This window comes from Chitinophaga polysaccharea (assembly GCF_902150045.1).
GTDB lineage: Bacteria > Bacteroidota > Bacteroidia > Chitinophagales > Chitinophagaceae > Chitinophaga > Chitinophaga polysaccharea_A.
This window is the reverse complement of record NZ_CABFVU010000002.1, coordinates 732589-750883: the sequence shown is the minus strand read 5'-3', so window position 1 is coordinate 750883 and position 18295 is coordinate 732589. Positions and strand designations below refer to the sequence as shown.

The following is an 18295-nucleotide window of genomic DNA, read 5'->3' as shown; positions in this document are numbered from 1 at the left end:
AAAAATGCGTATAGTCTATACCGTTATCATACTAGGAATAATGGCATCCTGCCGGAAGGACAAAGAGGAGGTTCCTGCACTGCCATCCCCGGAAATCACTGCAATAAGCCGCGAAACGGTGCAGTCGGGCGATACGCTGGAGCTTTCCGGCAAAAACCTTCAACTCCCCAACTATACTACGGAGGTTTTCATCAGCGATCACCCTGCCCGTATTCTCAGTCAGTCCGATACCAAACTGCAATTGCTGGTTCCTGAAAAAATATTCACCGGCAACATCGTAGTGCATATTGGTCCGCAAACCACTCAGTGGCCCGAAGTGAAAGTAATTGGCTCTCCCAAAATTAAGACCGCCAATCCCCGCTATGGCTATGCCGGCGACACTATCCTGCTTTCCGGCGAAAATCTCGGCTATGATGCGGCAGCGCTGAAAGTGTGGCTCGACGGTGTGCCTGTTACCATTACTGCTGTGAAGCCCGACACCGCCCGCATCGTGATTCCCACCGGTACAGGCCTTCATGCAGTACTAAGCTGGCAAACCTACAATGGCCCGAAGTACAGGCAGGACGGGCTGACCGTGGCAGTGAGGCCCGCTAACATTGCCGCCAATAACATTCTCGAATACCTGCAAAAAGATCCTGGTATGGATCTTACCGGTGCGGTAATGGATTACATGTCGCTCACACCTGCAAACAAAAGCCTGAACGATACGTTGCGCCAACACCTCACCGGGCAGATCCCCTGCATCATGTTCCTTCCAAATAATATTGCGATGAATGCAATAGGCATTTATCAATACAGCGATGCACCCAATGCAGGCTTTAATTTCAACGCCCTGCTGAACGGCGTGCTGAAACGAACCACCGAACCGGAGCCTGACAAACTCTATCCTTCTGAGTATACAAACTATGTGTACGAATACTTTGACGGCTTCCCCGACTGGCATGCGTTTATTGTGATCAGGGAGGGGAACGGCGGGCAATATGTGCTTTCCACGCTCAATACCGGCGCAGACCAGCCCATACAGGAATATGGCCAGCAACGGCGCATTATCAGGAAGCACCGGTGTGGTAACAGCATCATATATGAAATAGATGGTCCCATGACCTATCCAATTGGCAACTGGTAATAACAACTTCCGCCATAACTAAAACCAAAAAAGCCGTCTCCTGTTCTGAGACGGCTTTAATGTTATACCGTTTGATCAGCCGGCACATTTCCCTGCCCGGCATTACATCTTTACAAACATCCTGATCATATCTCCATAAACATTTTCTTTATAGCTTTATGATACTGCGGATCGCCTACTTTCAATATTTCATCCACCAGGTCGGTAGAAAGCGGCCGCGCATTGGGATACCGGTGCAAGCGCAGAAAATTCCGCAATGCCTCATTTACTTTAGCCTCCCCGATAAGCTCGCTCAGCTTTACCATTACAACAGCGCCTTTTGAATAGCTGATATGCGCATTCTCTGCTGTGACCATATACAGCGGCTGATCTTCCGAAAATCCTTTCTCCGAATCATAGATCTGCTGATGCACTTTTACCCGTTCCTCCATTTTTTCCTTTCCATACATCTTTTTATACATCATCATCTCCGTATACATCGCCAATGTTTCTGTGAGCATTGCGGCCCCTTCCCGTTCATCCGGCGCAATCTGGTTGCTTCCCCACCAGAGATGCGACAGCTCATGCCCTGCCAGCTCATTGATAACATCCTGCTGTTTATCGGCCTTGATATTGGCATGAAATACCACATTCTCCGTCATAAAAATAGCGGCAGGATAGGCGGTAGCCGCAAAGCCTCTGGTGAAAGATGATACCTCTGCAAAAGTAACGGACCTGAAAGGGTAAGGGCCAAAATTGTCCCTGCAATAATCCAGGCTGAGCTTTGCGTTATTCAACAGGTGATCTACATTCTCCGCATGCAGGGGATTGTAAAAAACATGGATGAAAATCCCTTTATACACAGTACTTTTCAGGTTATATGCCGCCGATGATAAAGCAAATCGAAATGGAATAGGCACAGGTGTTTCATACCGGAAATAATTCCGGTTCTTCTCCTTCCATTGTTCTGCCAGTTCTCCCGTACCTATTGCTGTTTGGTCATGGTCTGTTGAGATTAACATATTTAAATGGATAAAATCATTCGTTGAAGACCTGGGATCACTTAACTTCTTAATTTTTGTTGCCTCTCCCAGCCTATATTGTTTTCTTTGAGAACTATCTGTTATTTCGTTATCCGGCTGATAGCCCAATTGCGGGTAATACCTGCTGATGCGCATAAAGGAGCCATTCTCTATAATGGCGTTCATAGATTGTAAACCGTTCACCGCCCACCCGTGGTAGTTCATCTCAAAATGAATGCGGGCGCTGTCTCCCGGCTGTAAAGGATATTTTAAAACCAATACAGAAACAGGATCAATTATCCCCGTGGCTTCCTTCGCGGAAACATACCCCGCTTTAATGATCCTGAAATCACGGTTAAAGTTAACCAGGATGCTACTGATCATTTCCCCGGTAAGATTTTTTATAAGATAACTGCCTTCAACAAAGTAGGCATGTTGCCTGGGATACAGATCTATCCTGGTATTCACCTCTGTAACAGTGGGCAGCGGAAGATGCTGGTACTTACGGTAACTGATCTCGTATTGCGCTGCATCGTTCAACAACGCTTCCCTGTTTTTTGGCGCGATATATCCCTGCAGGAATATTTTCCCCGAAATAAACCCCGCAACAGCCAGTAGCAGCATACATACGAGGATCGCCGGTGTTGGTCTTTTGTTCTTTATTGTATAATGAACAAGCCAGAGCACCGCTATTATACACGTGCCGGACACCAGCCGCCAGACAAATAACGACAGGTATATTCCATAACCGTTGAAATCGCTGTATACGCCTTTGTAACCTGAAAAAAAACGGAGCAGCGGTTGCGTGATAAACATCTTTGATAATGGACCGGCAGTAAACAATGCTGCACATACAGATATACCAAGGGCAATGTATCTGTTCCCGGCGCTTGTATTGATAAGCAACAGGAAACCCGCGAAAAGCATCAGCGGGAAGGTATTAAATACAAAAACACCCAGGTAAGCACTAATATCTACCCGGAAATAATGATAAAAACACTGGAATAATAAACCAGGGACAATAAGTAAAAGCGTAAAATACAGGAGCAAAATACTAATGCCCCACCAATGCCCCGCCTGTTTTGATGTTGAATAAAAGGCAGTGCTTTCAATCATTGAGAATTTTGCCATATGGCTTCTCCAAAAAATATCATTTACAAAATAGATGGTTAATAATAAACCCGGTAAATGAAAGTTTTCAGATATGGTAGTGGCCATCAACCCGGAGCTGGCATAGTTTTGAGGCAGGCGGATACCTTTCTCAATCTCCGCATACATTTCCATGCCCACAAAAAAAAGCAGCAGGATACTTGCTGCAGGCAAGGCAATACTTTTAAAGATATAAATCAGGTCCATCCGTGCAAAGGAAAACACAGACCGGCATCTTGCAGGAAAATTAAACGCAGGGGCCACACATCGAAGCGGGTGGCTATAGTGATAAAACAAGTCTTCGGGTTTATCTGTCTTCCCTCCCTTCACCACTCCTGCCGAAAACGCAGCGCTTCTATACCCCAGCATAATAAACAATATTGAAAGCCCGGTTACTATTAACCTGTTAAGCAGGAAGTAGCCGGACAGCGGCACTATCATCGTGTTCCGCTGAAGCACTGTAAAGCCGTTGCTGCTCAGGAAATAAGCAGATAACCCGAACGGATCGGCAAGCGCGGATGCCCGCTGCAGCGTCGTGGACTGCGGCAGGCTGCCAGCCATAAAAGGTGAATTGGAAAATACCAGCAATACCATGTATAATATGTATAGCATCAGGCTTCCCATTGCCACCAGCAACTTTTTCCGGCTAAGCCAGGCAAGCAGGTAAAGCACGCTGCAGGTGAACAGGCTATTGACCACCCCGAAAACAAGCAGCGGGTACAGGTAGTAAGCGATATTGAACCGGGACTGCATTTCGGGGCCTGTTCTCAGGCATTGCCCTGCTATGAAGCCGGCCACCATCAATAAAAAAAACGTGAAGGTTAGTACAAAAAAGGAAAGGAAACGCCCGCTCACAAAGCCCTTCAGGGAGATGGGCGTTACAAAAAGGATCCTGTCGAAGCCGGTATCCCATTCCTTAAATAACAACTGGTTTGCGAGAATAGTGGCAATAAAAATAACAGCAAGACTTAACATGCCCAGCATAAACCCGGTGGTGTAGGGGGAATTAAAATAAATACCTGTTCCCGGCGACAGATTGAACCGGCTTCCTGAAAAGAAACCTGTACCTAGCAGGAAGATCATGGCTACATATGCGAAAAGGCTCCTTGTATAGCTTGTAAGATCAAACAGGAAAATAGCTCTCATAAATGCTGATCATTGGTATAAGGCGTGAAAATAAACATGCTCCAGTGTGGGCCGTTGTTCCCGGAAACCCTGCGGGCATTCGTTTGCATATACAACAATATGCATCTCCTTTTCTATAAGCAGGTGACTGATCACCTGGTAGCGGGCCTGATACGCTTCCCGCTCCGACCGGTGGATCTGCTTTGTCCATATTTTTCCTTCCAGCGCCGCCACCATTTCCGCAGGTTTGCCCCATGCCTGTAAGCGGCCTTTTTTTATGATCGCCATTTGCGGACACAGGTTACGCACATCTTCCACCAGGTGGGTGGAAAGGATTACGATCACTTCTTCACTTGTTTCGCTGAGCAGGGTATTGAAACGGTTCCGCTCTTCCGGATCAAGACCCGCGGTAGGTTCATCCACGATAATGATCTTAGGATCGCCCAGCAGGGCCTGGGCCACTCCGAAGCGTTGCTTCATTCCCCCGGAAAAAGTATGCACTTCCTTGTTCCTGAAAGCGGAGAGGTTCACTTTTTCCAGCAGGGCCAGTATCTGCGCTTTACGTTCTGCCGCATTACTTATACCTTTCAGTAAGGCAAGATGTTCCAGGAGCCGGTAGGCGGAAACTCTGGAATAAACCCCAAAATCCTGCGGAAGAAACCCCAGCTGTTTTTTTATGAACTCCGGGTGGCGCACAATATCGGTATCATTAAAATGGATGCTTCCCCCGCTGGGCTGTTGTAAACCGACTATGGTTTTCATCAGTGAAGATTTACCAGCTCCATTAGGACCTAAGAGCCCGAACATGCCGTTGCCAATTTCCAGGGAAACCTTTTCCAGCGCCTGTACGCCGTTCGGATATCTCAACGAAACCTGGTCAATTGATATCTTATTCATTATTTTACTTTTCAGTTTAGACAATGGGATGCCCTGCAATAACATGCATTGCTTTTGGGTTAGTATAATGTTCTGTTGTTCTGGTCTTCTTATATTCCCGGATGCTGCAAATGGCTCCGGGTTTTAGAATACAAAGCCTGCCCCGATCTTTACCCGGTTCATACATTTAAATCAATGTTCAACATCTCGTAAACATTATCGTAAAATAATAAATAATTATTGTAAAACGATAATTATTTAATAAGTATTAGGAAGATGATATGCAACTTTCTACCAGCATATCTCATCATGTAAAGCAGGATTGTTCATTGATGTTGTGGCATTCAGAAGTGATGCGGTTTTTATCCGTACATAAAAAAAGCCGTTACAGTCTTCGACTGTAACGGCTTTTATTGGTTCCTGCTCTCCAGTTGCCCAACCAGGATTCGAACCTAGACAAACAGAACCAAAATCTGTCGTACTACCATTATACTATTAGGCATCAATTTTACCGGGGATGCAAATGTAATTTTTTTCTTAAAGAAAACAATTATCTTTTCCTGCTGATAGATAATGCTGCTATTCCCACTGCTACTGCATCTTCCAGTCCACCTACAGCGGCATCTTTTATTTTCAGTCTTTTGCCGGTGGCTTTGCGCAGGTAAAAGAATGCATACGCTGCGGCTACCGCAGCCACGCCGCCGATCACTGCACCTTTCCAGGCTTTTTCTCCCCTGGCCTGGTATAAAGTAGCTCCGGCCAGCGCGCCAGATAATGCCCTGCCTGTAATACCGGTGGCGGCTATACGATTCCCGATACCCGGGGCTTTGTCCACCACCAGCTCACCGGCAGCCATAGTTTGTAAGTAACGTGAAGTTCCTTGCTTCTGCATAAAACCCAATGGCGATTTACGCAGTTTCTCCGATGGTTGCCGGTTAACAAAATAACTGGCGAAAGCAGGGCCCATAGCGCTGCGCATCCCGGCAACCATACCCAGGCCAATAACCCGGCAAATAGTAGGTATCATAGCTTTTTTCATACTGCTGCCGCTGCAATCATTATGCCACGCATGCCACTCTGCTTCTGTTTGCTATTTACTTTTGCGGCGGCGCTGATAAACGTTGGTGGTCTTTCTCCAGCTGCGCCTTCAGTTGTTCGTAATTCACCTCCTGTACCGCTTTGTTGCCATTAATGGCTAACACCGCTGCTGTAGCCGCGCTTTGCCCCAGGATCATAAACACCGGCTCCATCCTGATAGATCCGTAGGCAATATGTGAGGCCGACAGGCATACCGGCACCAACAGATTACTGCACTCCTGCTGTTGCGGAAGTATAGACCCATAAGATACCTGGTAAGGTTCTTTTATGTCCACGCCTATATCGCCTTCATTCTGCACATAGCCGTCTTTTTTCACATATCGTTGCGCATTATGTGCATCCAGTGTGTAAGAGCCCATGCCAATAGATTGCGGTACGGGCACTTCTCCGAGTACTGACCGCTGCGTCATAACGTGCATGCCCTTCATGCGTCTTGCCTCACGTACATACAGCTGGTGCGGCCAGTTATGATTATCACGGAACTCATCGGCCGACAAGCCCCACGTTTGCATGCGGCGCTGAATAGCAGCGGGCACGCGGGCATCATGCGCAAGGAAATACAATAATCCCTGCTGGTACACTTCATGCTCATGAATAATTTCCTTTCTGCGCTCATAGGATGCGTCCGGGTAATCGTAGTTCATGCCGATATTATCAAAGCTGAAAGGGCCATGATTATTCACATCCGTTTTATGATTGGGGATAGGGTCAAATTTGTTGAACACTTCATTCCAGCCGCTGTCGAGCACGCGGATAAGCAGCTCATACTGCGTGGAATCGTATCCTTCCGGCTTTGGCAAAGCAATCCTGTTGGCAGGGTTATCGGTAAGGCACATACGAAAACAATAGGCCTGTAACTTTTTATCTGCTGCACCTTTCTCACCGGGATCTTCCCCGGAAACGCGCGACAGCAAACCGCTGTTGGGATCGCCGGGAATGCGGTAAGGGCTGATGTTCTGTTTGAAATGATGCCCGTGATGTAAAACGCCGGTTTGTACGCCGTTCCAGCTTTCGCCATAGGTAGCCACCGCTTCCCGTCCTGTGGTGTAGCTTACGCCGGCAGCAGCCATCAGGTCGCCTTCATAGGTAGCATCAATAAATACCTTGCCGCTATAAGTATGGCCGCTGAGCGTAGTAATGGATTGTATCTTTCCATCTTTCTTTTTCACCCCCTGTTCACGGTCCAGCCATTCATCCCGGTAAACTTTAATATTATTCTCCCTGATGTAATCTTCAAATACCTGCTCTGCCACATGCGGTTCAAAGATCCACATAGTGCGCTCTGTGCCATCCATTGCCGGCGTGCCCTGTCCTTTATTACCGTATTCCGCCTGCTGTTGCCAGTTCCAGGCGGCAGGTTGCTGGTAGTGCAGCCATATGCGGTGATAAAAATCGCGGGCCAGTCCGCCTATTACCGATTTGTTGCCGGTATCAGTAAACCCGAGTCCACCTGAAGAAAGGCCTCCCATATGCTTATCAGGCGATACCACTATCACCGTCCTGCCCATTTTATGCGCCTGCACTGCAGCCGTTATAGCCGCAGAAGTGCCGCCGTAAATAATTACATCTGCCTTGTAATCCGGCGCCGCTGCGCGGGAAAACAAACAAACACCTACCAGGATCGTTGCTAACAGTACTTTTTTTCTCATGCTGTCAATAATTTTTTTAGATATGCCGGATAACTTTTTCCTTCTGTGCCGCCATCACCAAAAGTGATACTGTCGCCGAAGCAAACCACCCTGCCATGAGGCAGTTGCCTTTGTGTAATATATTCATACAGCGCCACTGCCATGGTGCGGTATCCTGCCGGTGTGGGATGCACGCCGTCCTGCTTGTTACTGTTGACCACATTCTGAATCAGGCTTTCCATCCCTTCTCCTACATCTCCCGCCTGTTGAAAAATATAACCCATATCCAGTAAGTCCTGCTTATTATCCGCTGCAATTTTCCGGATCACATCATTCACCTGCTCCTTCCGTTTGGCATGCCCTTCAGGCTCATAAAACGCGCGCGGATGGCGGGTGTATAAGTAAGGCTCATATACCGGCAGGATGGTCATCAGTAATACCCGGCTTTTTGCAGCTATCAGTTGCCCCACTATATTCCGCAGATTGGCTTCATACTGCGGTAAAGCAATATGCTTCATCGAATTCATATCATTGGTGCCTATCATAAGGATGGTCAGGTCCGGCTGATGCGCCAGGCAATCTTTGTCGATGCGCTTCAGCAGATCGGCAGTATTATTCCCGCCAATACCCGCGTTGAAAACAATAGTGCCATTGGTCTGATAAACTTTCCCGGGTAAATACTTCTCCGGAAATGAAAACGTGGCGGTGAGCAATCCGGCCTGTAAAAAATTCCTGCGATGCATTTATTTTCAGTTAGAAGAGCAAATAAAATACAGTTAATAAACTGTATTTCTAAGCATTATCTTTTAAACGATAAAAAAACAGCTATTCTACTCTCCTCCATACAAAATGTGAAATTATCAAGGCTTCAAAATAAAACATCTGATGTTTACATAAACATCATACCTTTGTACTGTAAACGGAAAATTATGGAGCGTACATCCAAATTATCGGACCGCGTTATCAACGCCATCCAGAAAGATATCTCCCAGGGAAAATATAAACCGGGCCAGAAAATACCTGCTGAGCCCGAACTGATGGTACAATACGCCGTTGGCCGCTCTACCATCCGGGAAGCCATTAAAACACTGGCTATGACGGGCATACTCCGTGTGCAGCAAGGGGCCGGCACCTTTGTAAACGAAACCGTGCAGGCGGAATCGCTGGACCAGCGCCTGAGAAGGGCCGACTTCGAGGAAATTAACCAGGTAAGGCGGATGCTGGACTACGAAATTGTGAAGCTGGCAGCTGAAAACCATACCAAAGAAGACCTGCACCAGTTGAAATCATTGCTGGAGCAACGCAAAAAAGCTATCCTGGAACAGCAATACGAGCAATGCCTGGAAGCAGATATCGCTTTTCATACTGCCATTGCCAAAGCCTCGGGCAACAATGTGCTGGCGGATCTTTTCCGCAGCTTTACAACAGTGATCCGCGACTTTTTCGCCAAACGCGATACACAAAGCATCAGCCACTTTGCCATCAGCCATCACCTGCATGAACAGTTATATAAAGCCATCAAAAGCGGTAACGCCAAATTATCCCGGCAGGTAATGGAAGATATCCTGGACAATAACTACTAAAGTATTAATAAATGAACATCCTGATCTTTAGCTTAATACTGCTGGCAGGCGCTTATGTGGCGGGACTATTAGGCTCTCTCACCGGCCTCGGCGGAGGTGTGATACTGATCCCGCTGCTAACGCTCGTATTTCATGTAGACATCCGTTATGCCATTGGCGTAGCCCTGCTGGCTTCTATTGCCAACTCTTCCGGCGCCGCCACTGCTTATATAAAAGAAGGGATCACCAACATCAGGCTGGGCATGTTCCTGGAAATAGCCACTACGGCAGGTGCTGTAGGAGGCGCGCTGCTGGCCATATTCACGCCTGTAAATACCATTGCTATCCTGCTCGGCGTAGTGCTGATATTTTCCGCTGCCATGACCATTCGGAAAAAGCACGAACATGCGGAACAAACAGGCAGTAAATTATCTCACCTTTTAAAATTGAACAGCAGTTATCCAACGCCCAACGGGGAAGTGAGTTATCGGCTGAAAAATGTGGCCGGCGGTTTTGGCATCATGCTTATTGCAGGCGTATTATCCGGCCTGTTGGGTATCGGTTCCGGCTCATTAAAAGTACTGGCCATGGACAGCACCATGCGCATCCCCTTCAAGGTGAGCACCACTACCAGCAATTTTATGATCGGCGTTACTGCTGCAGCCAGTGCAGTGGTGTATCTGCAGAGAGGTTATATTGATCCGGGCATGGCTTTCCCGGTGGTACTGGGCGTATTGGGAGGGGCCTTCACAGGCGCCCGTTTACTTACGTTTATAAATGCACGCACGCTAAGGATCATCTTTTCCGTAGCCATCACTTTTGTGGCGCTTGAAATGATCTATAACGGATTTAATCACCAGTTTTAATTACTGCCTCATGAATGTATTTAAGAAAATACTTGGCGACCGCGATATAGAATTGCTCATCGGCAAACAGCTCAGAACCGGCGTAGTCACTGCCAGCTGCATTGCGCTGCTGGGAGGCATCTTTTACCTGGCGCAGCAGGGCGCGGCCAGTGTGCCTGACTATTCACAGTTTAAAGGGGAAGGCGCGGAATACACTTCTTTCCGTGGCATCTTCCACGGCGTGGCTACCGGCAGCCCCACAGAATTTATACAGCTGGGCGTGCTCGTGTTGCTGGCCACCCCCATCCTCCGTATCCTTTTCTCACTGCTGGCATTTGCGCTGGAAAAAGACAGGCTGTATGTGTTCATCACGACGCTGGTGCTGGGGATTATTTTATTCAGTATGTTCGGTGGACTGAAAATATAAATACTATTCTTCCCTCAATCGCTCATCGGTATAGGTAATAGCAGTTCTGCCGTGAGGAGCAGGTTTGCCTTGTTCATCCACACTTACAAACACCATTTTATCTACTGTAAGAATTGTTTTTTGTGTGATCTTATTCCGCACCTGGCAGGTGAGTGTGAGAGAAGTCCGGCCAAAGTGGGTGGCCTTGATGCCCAGTTCTACAATATCGCCCTGGCGGGCAGAATTAATAAAATTAATTTCAGACATGTACTTGGTCACACAGCGGTTGGTTCCTAACTGAATGATGGAATAAATAGCTGCTTCTTCATCGATCCAGCGCAGCAAACTACCGCCAAATAAAGTGCCGTGCGCATTCAGATCCTCCGGCTTTACCCATTTCCGTGTATAAAAATTCATGCCTCAACAATTTTGAGGGCAAAGCTATTTCATTCTCCGATACGATGCACAACTTTTCCTGATACCATGGTGAGCTGCACCCTGATATCATCGTCAAAAATAATAATATCCGCATCCTTCCCCGCTGCCAGTGTGCCTTTCAGGTTGTCCACACCCATTATGCGGGCAGGGGTATAGCTCATCATCCGTACGGCTTCCGCCACCGGCACGCCTGCCAGGTTCACCATATTCCGTACAAGGCGGTCGGTAGTAGCTACGCTGCCGGCAAACGCGCTGCCATCAGGAAGTTTGGCCACTCCATCTTCCACTATAACCTCCAGGCCTCCGTTCAGCGGTCCCAATACGCTTTTGCCGGGAGGCATGCCTGCTGCCCGCATCGCATCTGTGATCAGCGCTATCCTGTCTGGTCCTTTGATTTTATAGATCAGTTTCAGCAACGGTGCAGGAAGATGTGCGCCATCTGCAATCACTTCTGCATCTATTTCATCTATCAGGTACACGCTTTCAATAACGCCGGCGTACCTGTACAGGTTACGGCGCGTTACGCCAGACATGGCTGAATAAAAATGCGTAGCCAGTGTATAGCCGCATTCCACTGCTTTCACCACTTCTTCGTAAACAGCATCTGTATGGGCAATGGCCGGCAAAACCCCTTTGCGCCGCAGGTAATTACCCATTTCCAGCGCACCGGGTAATTCAGGCGCTACGCTCCAGCGCACAATATGTTCGCTGTAATCCAGTACTTCCCGGTATTCCGCAGGATCGGGGTTACGGATATAACGCGGATCCTGTGCACCACGCTGGCTCATGGCAAAATAGGGGCCTTCGAGATGAATGCCCAGGAAAGATGCGCCGTTATGCGGCTGTGCCACTGCCTGCCGGTAGATGTCCAGCGTATGCAAAAGGCCGGATTTCTCTGCGGTTAAGGTGGTAGGCACCATTGCGGTGGTACCATATCGTGCATGCGTTTCCGTTATACGGAGAAAAGCATTTACAGTACCATCCATAAAGTCATGGCCACCACCTCCGTGAATATGCAGGTCAATAAAACCGGGGGCAATATAATTCCCCCCGGCATCTATGACCCTGTCTGCATAATCCGGGATAGTTCCTTCTCCCGCGGCTGCAATCCGCCCGTCTTTAACCAGCACGCTGCCGGATGCAATTACCCGGAATGGTGTGATCAGGCGGCCGTTTATGATCTTAATGATTTCCTGCATGGATCAAATGGTTTTCTGCGCCGGCTGCAGCTTTGTGGCAGATGCTTCATCCAGGTAAAACACACAGCTGGCATGTGTTTGTAAAATACTGGCGGGAAACAAATTGCTTACAGGCTGCTCCAGGCTGTTCTTCACCGCCTGTGCCTTACGTTCACCAGGCACGGAACAAATGATATGTTCCGACAGCATGATCTGGTGTACCGACATACTGATGGCTTGCAATGGCACTTCTGAAACGGCACTGAACCAACCTTCATTCATCTGTTGCTGCCGGCAGGCAGTGTCGAGATTTACTACAAGATACGGTTTAGTGGTGTTAAAATCTGCCGGAGGATCATTAAAAGCCAGATGCCCGTTCTCTCCTATCCCAACTAATGCCACATCAATAGGGTGGGCCTGTATAAGAGCGCTGATCCGGCTGCATTCAGCTTCAGGATCACCTTCCCCGCTGATCAGGCATACTGATTTCAGTGGCGCTACTTTATCAAGGAAACGTTCTTTCAGGTATTTCCGGAAACTGGCCGGATGGGTTACCGGTAAGCCAATATATTCATCGAGGTGAAACATGCTTACTTTTCCCCAGTCGATATCGCTGTCGATCAGTTGCCGGATCGTTTCAAACTGGCTGGTTCCGGTGGCCAGTATAATATTGGCGCTGCCTTTTTCTGCGATGGCAGTCTTAATCAATGCCGCTGCAGCATTACCGGCTGCAGTACCTAATGTTTGCGGGTCTTTGGATTGGATTACTTTCATTGCGCTTTTATTTTTCAGGAGATGATTTCTTTTTGCTCTTTACCCCGGTAGTACCACCCTGCAGCAGGGAAATATCCGTTGGCTTGTTGTGTTGCCAGGCGCCATTGGTAAAGTCCGGAATATCGACGGAAGCGGAACGGTTGGCTACAGACCATTCACTCAGCGGCCCGATGGCGCTCCATGCGGCAGCATCATACACATCAATGTCTACCGGCAAACCATTGCGTAAACAATCGATGAGGCGCCAGTCCATTAAAAAGTCCATACCACCGTGGCCACCTATCTGTTTAGCCATCTCACCTAACTTTTTAATAATGGCAGGCGTATATTTTTCTTCCAGTTTTTTAAATTCTTCAGAACTTAGCCATCCTTCGTGGCTCACTGCAATTCTGGGTTCCAGCGGGTATTTCTGGGCGGTGGCTTTTGTGCCGCTCACGAGGTGTAAGCGGGAATAAACCCGCGGGGAGCTTACATCGTGCTGCAACATAATGGTGCGGCCCTTGCGGGTGCGGATAGTAGTAGTGTTCATATTGCCCCGGAAATGCGCGTTTACGTATGGCTTATAAAAATCGTCGGTAGCCGCCTGCTCCACCGTCTTGTTATGCAGCAGAAAATCATTGCTTTGCATAGATACCAGGTATTCCATGCTATCGCCACGGTTCACATCCAGCACCTGGCATACAGGCCCCAGGCCATGCGTGGGATACAGGTTACCGTTGCGGCGTGCGTTTTGTTTAAACCGCCACATATCGTAACGCTTGCTCTTATCAAAAAGGCTGTCAAAAATATCGTGGATATAAGCGCCTTCACAATGTATCAGTTCCCCGAAAAAGCCCTGCCGGGCCATATTCAGCGTAAGCAGTTCAAAAAAATCGTAGCAGCAGTTCTCCAGCAGCACACAATGTTTTCTTGTTTTCTCAGAGGTTTCCACCAGCTGCCAGCATTCATCAATGGTGATGGCAGCTGGAATTTCTGTAGCTACGTGTTTGCCATGCAGCATGGCATATACGGCAATAGGCGTGTGAAGGTCCCATGGCGTGGCAATGTATACCAGGTCAATATCATCCCGCTCGCATAACTGTTTCCACACATCTGCCGAACCTGTATATTCATGCGGCTGGTAACCGGAACCTTTGATCCTTGCTTTAGTAGCGGCAATCATTTCCGGCCTGATATCGCATAATGCTTTTACCTCTATGCCCTGTAAATAGGTAATGCGCTCCACGGCAGCGGAGCCGCGATTACCAAGACCAATATAGCCTATCCGTACCGTGTCAATTTTAGGTGCGGCGTAGCCGCTCATATTAAACTGCTGCGGATGCTTTCTTCCGGCCTGCTTCCGGATCTGGTCCAGCGCCCTGCCTTGCTTTTCCTGGGCCGTAGCGTAACCGGGAATCAATGTACTGCCCCCGACCCCAACGCCTGCCAGTCCGAGCAGCTTTAAAAAATCTCTGCGTTTATTGTTCATAAAGGTGTATTTTTTCCGTTATTGAAAAATGGTTTGCCCCGGCTGTTTGCAGCGCTTCCTTAACAGGGAAAACTCTTCACGTTGGGCTGCTAATCCGGCATCGCTCAGCCGCCGCCCGGACATGGTTACCGGTTTTCTGAACAGGATATCCTTTCCGGTCAGCGCTGCGGCCAGTGAAATATCTCCCCATACCAGCAAACCAGGTACATGTATAGCCATAGTAAAATAGTCGATACCTGTGCGCTCATCAAAGCGGTAACTCAGCGGGCTGCCATCCAATATTACTTCGTTTACTTTGCCTCCCAGCGCAGTAAAAAACAGGGAGGCCACGCCAGCCTCCCTGCTACCGTTAAGCACAACACGGCCCTCACTATTTGCCATTTTCAAATAGTCTGTAATAATCTGCAGATCGCTTACCCATCTCCCCTGTACCGTGGTACCAAGCCACAAAGCCGAACGCGCCAGCGTGTGGTAAGGCGGCAGGCTGCCATCTGTGACAGCAGCGGCAGCAGAGCCCTGTTCACCGCAGCCCCAGAGATCCGCCAGCACAATGCCTTTACCTGCAGTTGTTAACTCACTGATCAATGCCGCCGGTACACTGTCCTTTCCGCCCGGATGCGTTACTACTACATACTCTTTGTTTTTACCACGGGGCGCCCTCTGCAGCAAAGGGATCAGTGAGCCATCGGTTGTTTCCAGGGCAATACGCTCCCATCCATCCTGCGATGAATAGTTATGCGCCTGTTTCAATGCTCTCTTTTCGTTTATGCGCAACAGTTGGCGGAGCGCTTTTCGTTTTGCCTCGCCATCAATTTTTTCGTTTAACAATCTTTCATGAAGTAATTGTCCCTGCCGGCTGCACCAGGTGGCTGTGGTGGTCACACTGCTATCGCGCCCGCCATTGGGAAAAGTAAGCAGCCGGGCAGGAGGCAGCAGGCTGAAAACAGGTTCCTTTTTGGGTGCACCTGTACCAATATGTTTCAACTGCAGATCCATCCAGCCTATCATAGTTTCCCTTATTTCAGGCCAGTACCCATGCACAGTATTAAACAGCTGGTAACTGAGCTTATTACTGGCATGCAATGCTTCGTAAACAGGCGCTGCCTGTTTATAACTGCGCAGCATTTCCGAAGGATAAAACGACCTGCTCGCATCATTCAGGGCATTACAGATCTTCAGTGCGCGAGGGGCTACCATGGCCAGTATCCCCGATTCTTCCGTGTAGGTAAGCCCATCCGGTACCAGTTCACATACACAGTTGCTGTTCATGATGTAAGATTCAAAAGTACCTACGCTCACTACCGGCACCGCGGCTTTAATGCGCTCATCCATGGCCGAGAGCCACATGGTTTGGTTTCCACCGCCACTGGCCCCGGTAGCGCCTATACGTTCTTTGTCCACTTCCGGTAAACTGCATAGCAGGTCCACTCCCCGCATGTTATCGGTAAGCTGCATTCCCAGCAGTGTGTTGCCCGTATTCATCAGCGAAGCACCGAGGTTAGCGCCATGATACTCCGTTACTCCCTCATCAGTAGTTCTTTCACCTGCGCCCCAGGCATCGATGTTGAGGCATATGTAACCGTTCAATGCCAGGCTATGTGCAGTGGCCTGCACCATTTCCCCCATACGGGCATCTTTCCAGTGGCCGTGCATATTAATCACTGCCGGGAACGGGCCTTTGCCATCAGGTATGTATAAGTTGGCCGTAGCAAATACCCCCGGCCTCGTCTGGAACAGGATATTACGTATATGGTATCCCGTTAGTTGTGTACGCCCTGTTTCTTTTAATTGCAGGGGTAGCGCGTGGTGTTCAACAGCGCCGGTCGACTGCAGAATGGCGGCTTTCAGTTGCCGGCGCCGCTGTGCCCATTCCTGCTCCGAGGCAGGCAGTACCTGCGCCTGGAACGCTGTAGCCGCCTGCTGTTTCAGCTGTTGCTGGATGATATCAGTCCTTTCCCCGGAAAAAACTTTCGGCAACGGCCCCTGCTGGGCATGGAACAGTGAGAACAACACCATGAAAAATGAAACTAACGTCTTCAAGTATAATTGCATTTAGTGATACATCAATCTACATCCCACCAGAGGCGGGTAGCAGCATTATCCGGGCCGCCCAGTAACTGTATACCTTTCTTCAGCTCTTCCCCGTTGTTCACTGCTTCAGAAGAAGGATAAGGTAACCGTTTGATAAAAGTGCCTGCCGGTAAATCAGGATTATCTGATTTTACCACCGGGTACATCACCGGGTAACCGCTGCGGCGATATTCGGCCCATGCTTCCAGTCCGTCGGGGTAAATAGCCAGCCATTTCTGTGTGCCTACCTGCTGGCGCTGTATATTCAACGCTGTACCAAATTTAACCGGTATATTGGCTACAGCGGCAGAATTTTCAGCATCGCCCGGGGCTACCGGTACCGAGGTGGAATTTGTATAAGCGCTGACAACAGCAGCATCTTTCACACCCCAGTTTTCCATGCTTACCGCAATACCTTTTTCGTACAGGTCTTTCGCAGCTCCGCCCATATTCCAACCATTTAAAGCGCCTTCTGCCCGAAGGAAATAAGCTTCGGCAGCCATTATTACATGCTTGGGCGCTTCCAGTGCCGGCAGCCAGGAGAGGTTCAGCGGGTTATAGGTGGCCCAATAAGTGCCAGCATTGGAAGTTTGCGGCGCCTGGTTCAGCGGGTTATTCAGCGATACCGCCGGCGATCCGTTGCGCACGCCCCTGAAAGTACCTCCATTTACTGAAGGCTGGTAAAAAACACCCATCCTGGGGTCGTTGTAGCCTTTCATATAAGACGCCATAGTGGCGCTCATGCTGAATTCATTATAGGATGCCACTCTTGCCAGCCCGTTGCCATCGCCACCGTTCAGTGATTTCTTCATCATGGCGGTATGGGCAGCTTCCGTCATTACGCCGGCAACTACTGCGGCTTCCGCCTCCTGCCTGGCACGCTCCGGTTGTACCTTTGAAATCCGCAGTGCGAGCCGCAAACGCAGCGTATTGGCAAAGCGGATCCATTGCTGTACATCCCCCGCATATATCAGGTCGTTGGCGCCGAAAATATTGGTGGCGCTACCGGCTTTAAGATTTTTGACTGCGTGATCAAGTCTTTTGAAGAAGTCGTCATAAATTTTATCCTGGGCATCGTAAGGGATCACATCCTGGGCTTTCCCGGCATCAAAATAAGCTACCGGACCGAAATAATCCGTCAGGTGATGAAAGGCATACACCCACATGATCTCCGCCAAGGCATACTCGCCGGAAGTTTCTTCTGTGTTCTCAAAAATGGTTCGCAGCTGCGGCACCGTTTGCACATAGGCAATGATGCCCGGCCGCGGCAACCAACCATCGTTGATCACATAACGGTCTGTTTGAAAACTGTTGGTGTTCAGTGCAAAATATTGTGCATATAAATCCGCATACAGGTTCTGTACAGTCTGATAATATCCCTGGTTAACACCGGCCGATGATTCTGCCTTTGCAAACATAAAAGGCAACTCACTTTTGCCAACACCCGTTAACCCGCTGGGGTCCACGTTCATGGAATCGAAGTTCTTTGTACAGCTGCCCATCATCATCGTCAGCGCCAGTGGAAGTATATATCTTAATTGCTTGTTCATG

At 48.8% G+C, this 18295-nt stretch carries 15 protein-coding genes and 1 tRNA gene; 4 read left to right on the top strand and 12 right to left on the bottom strand.

All coding sequences use genetic code 11. The features are described 5' to 3' along the window. The first annotated feature begins 4 nt into the window (after window positions 1-4). Window positions 5-1126 carry an IPT/TIG domain-containing protein gene (locus FN124_RS17800; protein ID WP_142686107.1) on the top strand — a complete coding sequence of 374 codons (1122 nt, stop codon included), beginning with the start codon at window positions 5-7 and terminating at the stop codon, window positions 1124-1126. Between the two features lie 125 nt (window positions 1127-1251). On the opposite strand, the gene FN124_RS17795 is transcribed toward FN124_RS17800, so the two are convergent. From FN124_RS17795 to FN124_RS17770, 6 genes are all read right to left on the bottom strand, one after another. Then, window positions 1252-4422 carry an ABC transporter permease/M1 family aminopeptidase gene (locus FN124_RS17795; RefSeq protein WP_142686106.1) on the bottom strand — a complete coding sequence of 1057 codons (3171 nt, stop codon included), beginning with the start codon at window positions 4420-4422 and terminating at the stop codon, window positions 1252-1254. 9 nt (window positions 4423-4431) lie between these two features. Then, on the bottom strand, window positions 4432-5298 hold the full coding sequence (locus FN124_RS17790; RefSeq protein ID WP_142686105.1) for an ABC transporter ATP-binding protein: 867 nt from the start codon (window positions 5296-5298) through the stop codon (window positions 4432-4434). Between the two features lie 410 nt (window positions 5299-5708). Further along, window positions 5709-5779, bottom strand: a tRNA-Gln gene (locus FN124_RS17785). A 48-nt stretch (window positions 5780-5827) separates the two neighbouring features. Continuing rightward, window positions 5828-6304 (bottom strand): DUF4126 family protein, encoded by a 477-nt coding sequence (locus FN124_RS17780; RefSeq protein WP_185937252.1) that lies wholly within the window; start codon window positions 6302-6304, stop codon window positions 5828-5830. A 67-nt stretch (window positions 6305-6371) separates the two neighbouring features. Next, window positions 6372-8024 carry an FAD-dependent oxidoreductase gene (locus tag FN124_RS17775; RefSeq protein WP_142686103.1) on the bottom strand — a complete coding sequence of 551 codons (1653 nt, stop codon included), beginning with the start codon at window positions 8022-8024 and terminating at the stop codon, window positions 6372-6374. Continuing rightward, the gene (locus tag FN124_RS17770) at window positions 8021-8746 is read right to left on the bottom strand and encodes an SGNH/GDSL hydrolase family protein (protein WP_142686102.1); all 726 of its coding nucleotides are present in this window, start codon (window positions 8744-8746) and stop codon (window positions 8021-8023) included. Before FN124_RS17770 ends, FN124_RS17775 begins: the two co-directional genes overlap by 4 nt. A 186-nt stretch (window positions 8747-8932) precedes the next feature. On the opposite strand from FN124_RS17770, the gene FN124_RS17765 reads away from it, so the two are divergent. The 3 genes from FN124_RS17765 to FN124_RS17755 are packed head-to-tail and all read left to right on the top strand — an operon-like array spanning window position 8933 to window position 10837. After that, window positions 8933-9586 carry a FadR/GntR family transcriptional regulator gene (locus FN124_RS17765; RefSeq protein ID WP_142686101.1) on the top strand — a complete coding sequence of 218 codons (654 nt, stop codon included), beginning with the start codon at window positions 8933-8935 and terminating at the stop codon, window positions 9584-9586. An 11-nt stretch (window positions 9587-9597) separates the two neighbouring features. Continuing rightward, on the top strand, window positions 9598-10431 hold the full coding sequence (locus tag FN124_RS17760; protein ID WP_142686100.1) for a sulfite exporter TauE/SafE family protein: 834 nt from the start codon (window positions 9598-9600) through the stop codon (window positions 10429-10431). Window positions 10432-10441: 10 nt separating this feature from the next. Beyond that, window positions 10442-10837 (top strand): DUF1634 domain-containing protein, encoded by a 396-nt coding sequence (locus tag FN124_RS17755; RefSeq protein ID WP_142686099.1) that lies wholly within the window; start codon window positions 10442-10444, stop codon window positions 10835-10837. A 3-nt stretch (window positions 10838-10840) separates the two neighbouring features. Here FN124_RS17755 and FN124_RS17750 read toward each other — a convergent pair whose 3' ends face one another. From FN124_RS17750 to FN124_RS17725, 6 genes are read right to left on the bottom strand one after another with little or no spacing between them, the layout of a single operon-like run. After that, complete coding sequence (locus tag FN124_RS17750) at window positions 10841-11233, bottom strand: acyl-CoA thioesterase (RefSeq protein ID WP_142686098.1); 393 nt, start codon at window positions 11231-11233, stop codon at window positions 10841-10843. A gap of 29 nt (window positions 11234-11262) precedes the next feature. Beyond that, entirely contained in the window at window positions 11263-12453 is a 1191-nt protein-coding gene (gene nagA, locus FN124_RS17745; RefSeq protein WP_142686097.1) for an N-acetylglucosamine-6-phosphate deacetylase, read from the bottom strand. Window positions 12454-12456: 3 nt separating this feature from the next. Then, window positions 12457-13206, bottom strand: a complete 750-nt coding sequence (locus tag FN124_RS17740; RefSeq protein ID WP_142686096.1) for a glucosamine-6-phosphate deaminase — start codon at window positions 13204-13206, stop codon at window positions 12457-12459. A 7-nt stretch (window positions 13207-13213) separates the two neighbouring features. Further along, on the bottom strand, window positions 13214-14674 hold the full coding sequence (locus FN124_RS17735) for a Gfo/Idh/MocA family protein (RefSeq protein WP_142686095.1): 1461 nt from the start codon (window positions 14672-14674) through the stop codon (window positions 13214-13216). A gap of 18 nt (window positions 14675-14692) precedes the next feature. After that, the gene (locus FN124_RS17730; RefSeq protein WP_185937251.1) at window positions 14693-16714 is read right to left on the bottom strand and encodes an alpha/beta hydrolase family protein; all 2022 of its coding nucleotides are present in this window, start codon (window positions 16712-16714) and stop codon (window positions 14693-14695) included. 23 nt (window positions 16715-16737) lie between these two features. Next, entirely contained in the window at window positions 16738-18294 is a 1557-nt protein-coding gene (locus FN124_RS17725; protein WP_142686093.1) for a SusD/RagB family nutrient-binding outer membrane lipoprotein, read from the bottom strand. Window position 18295: the final 1 nt, after the last annotated feature.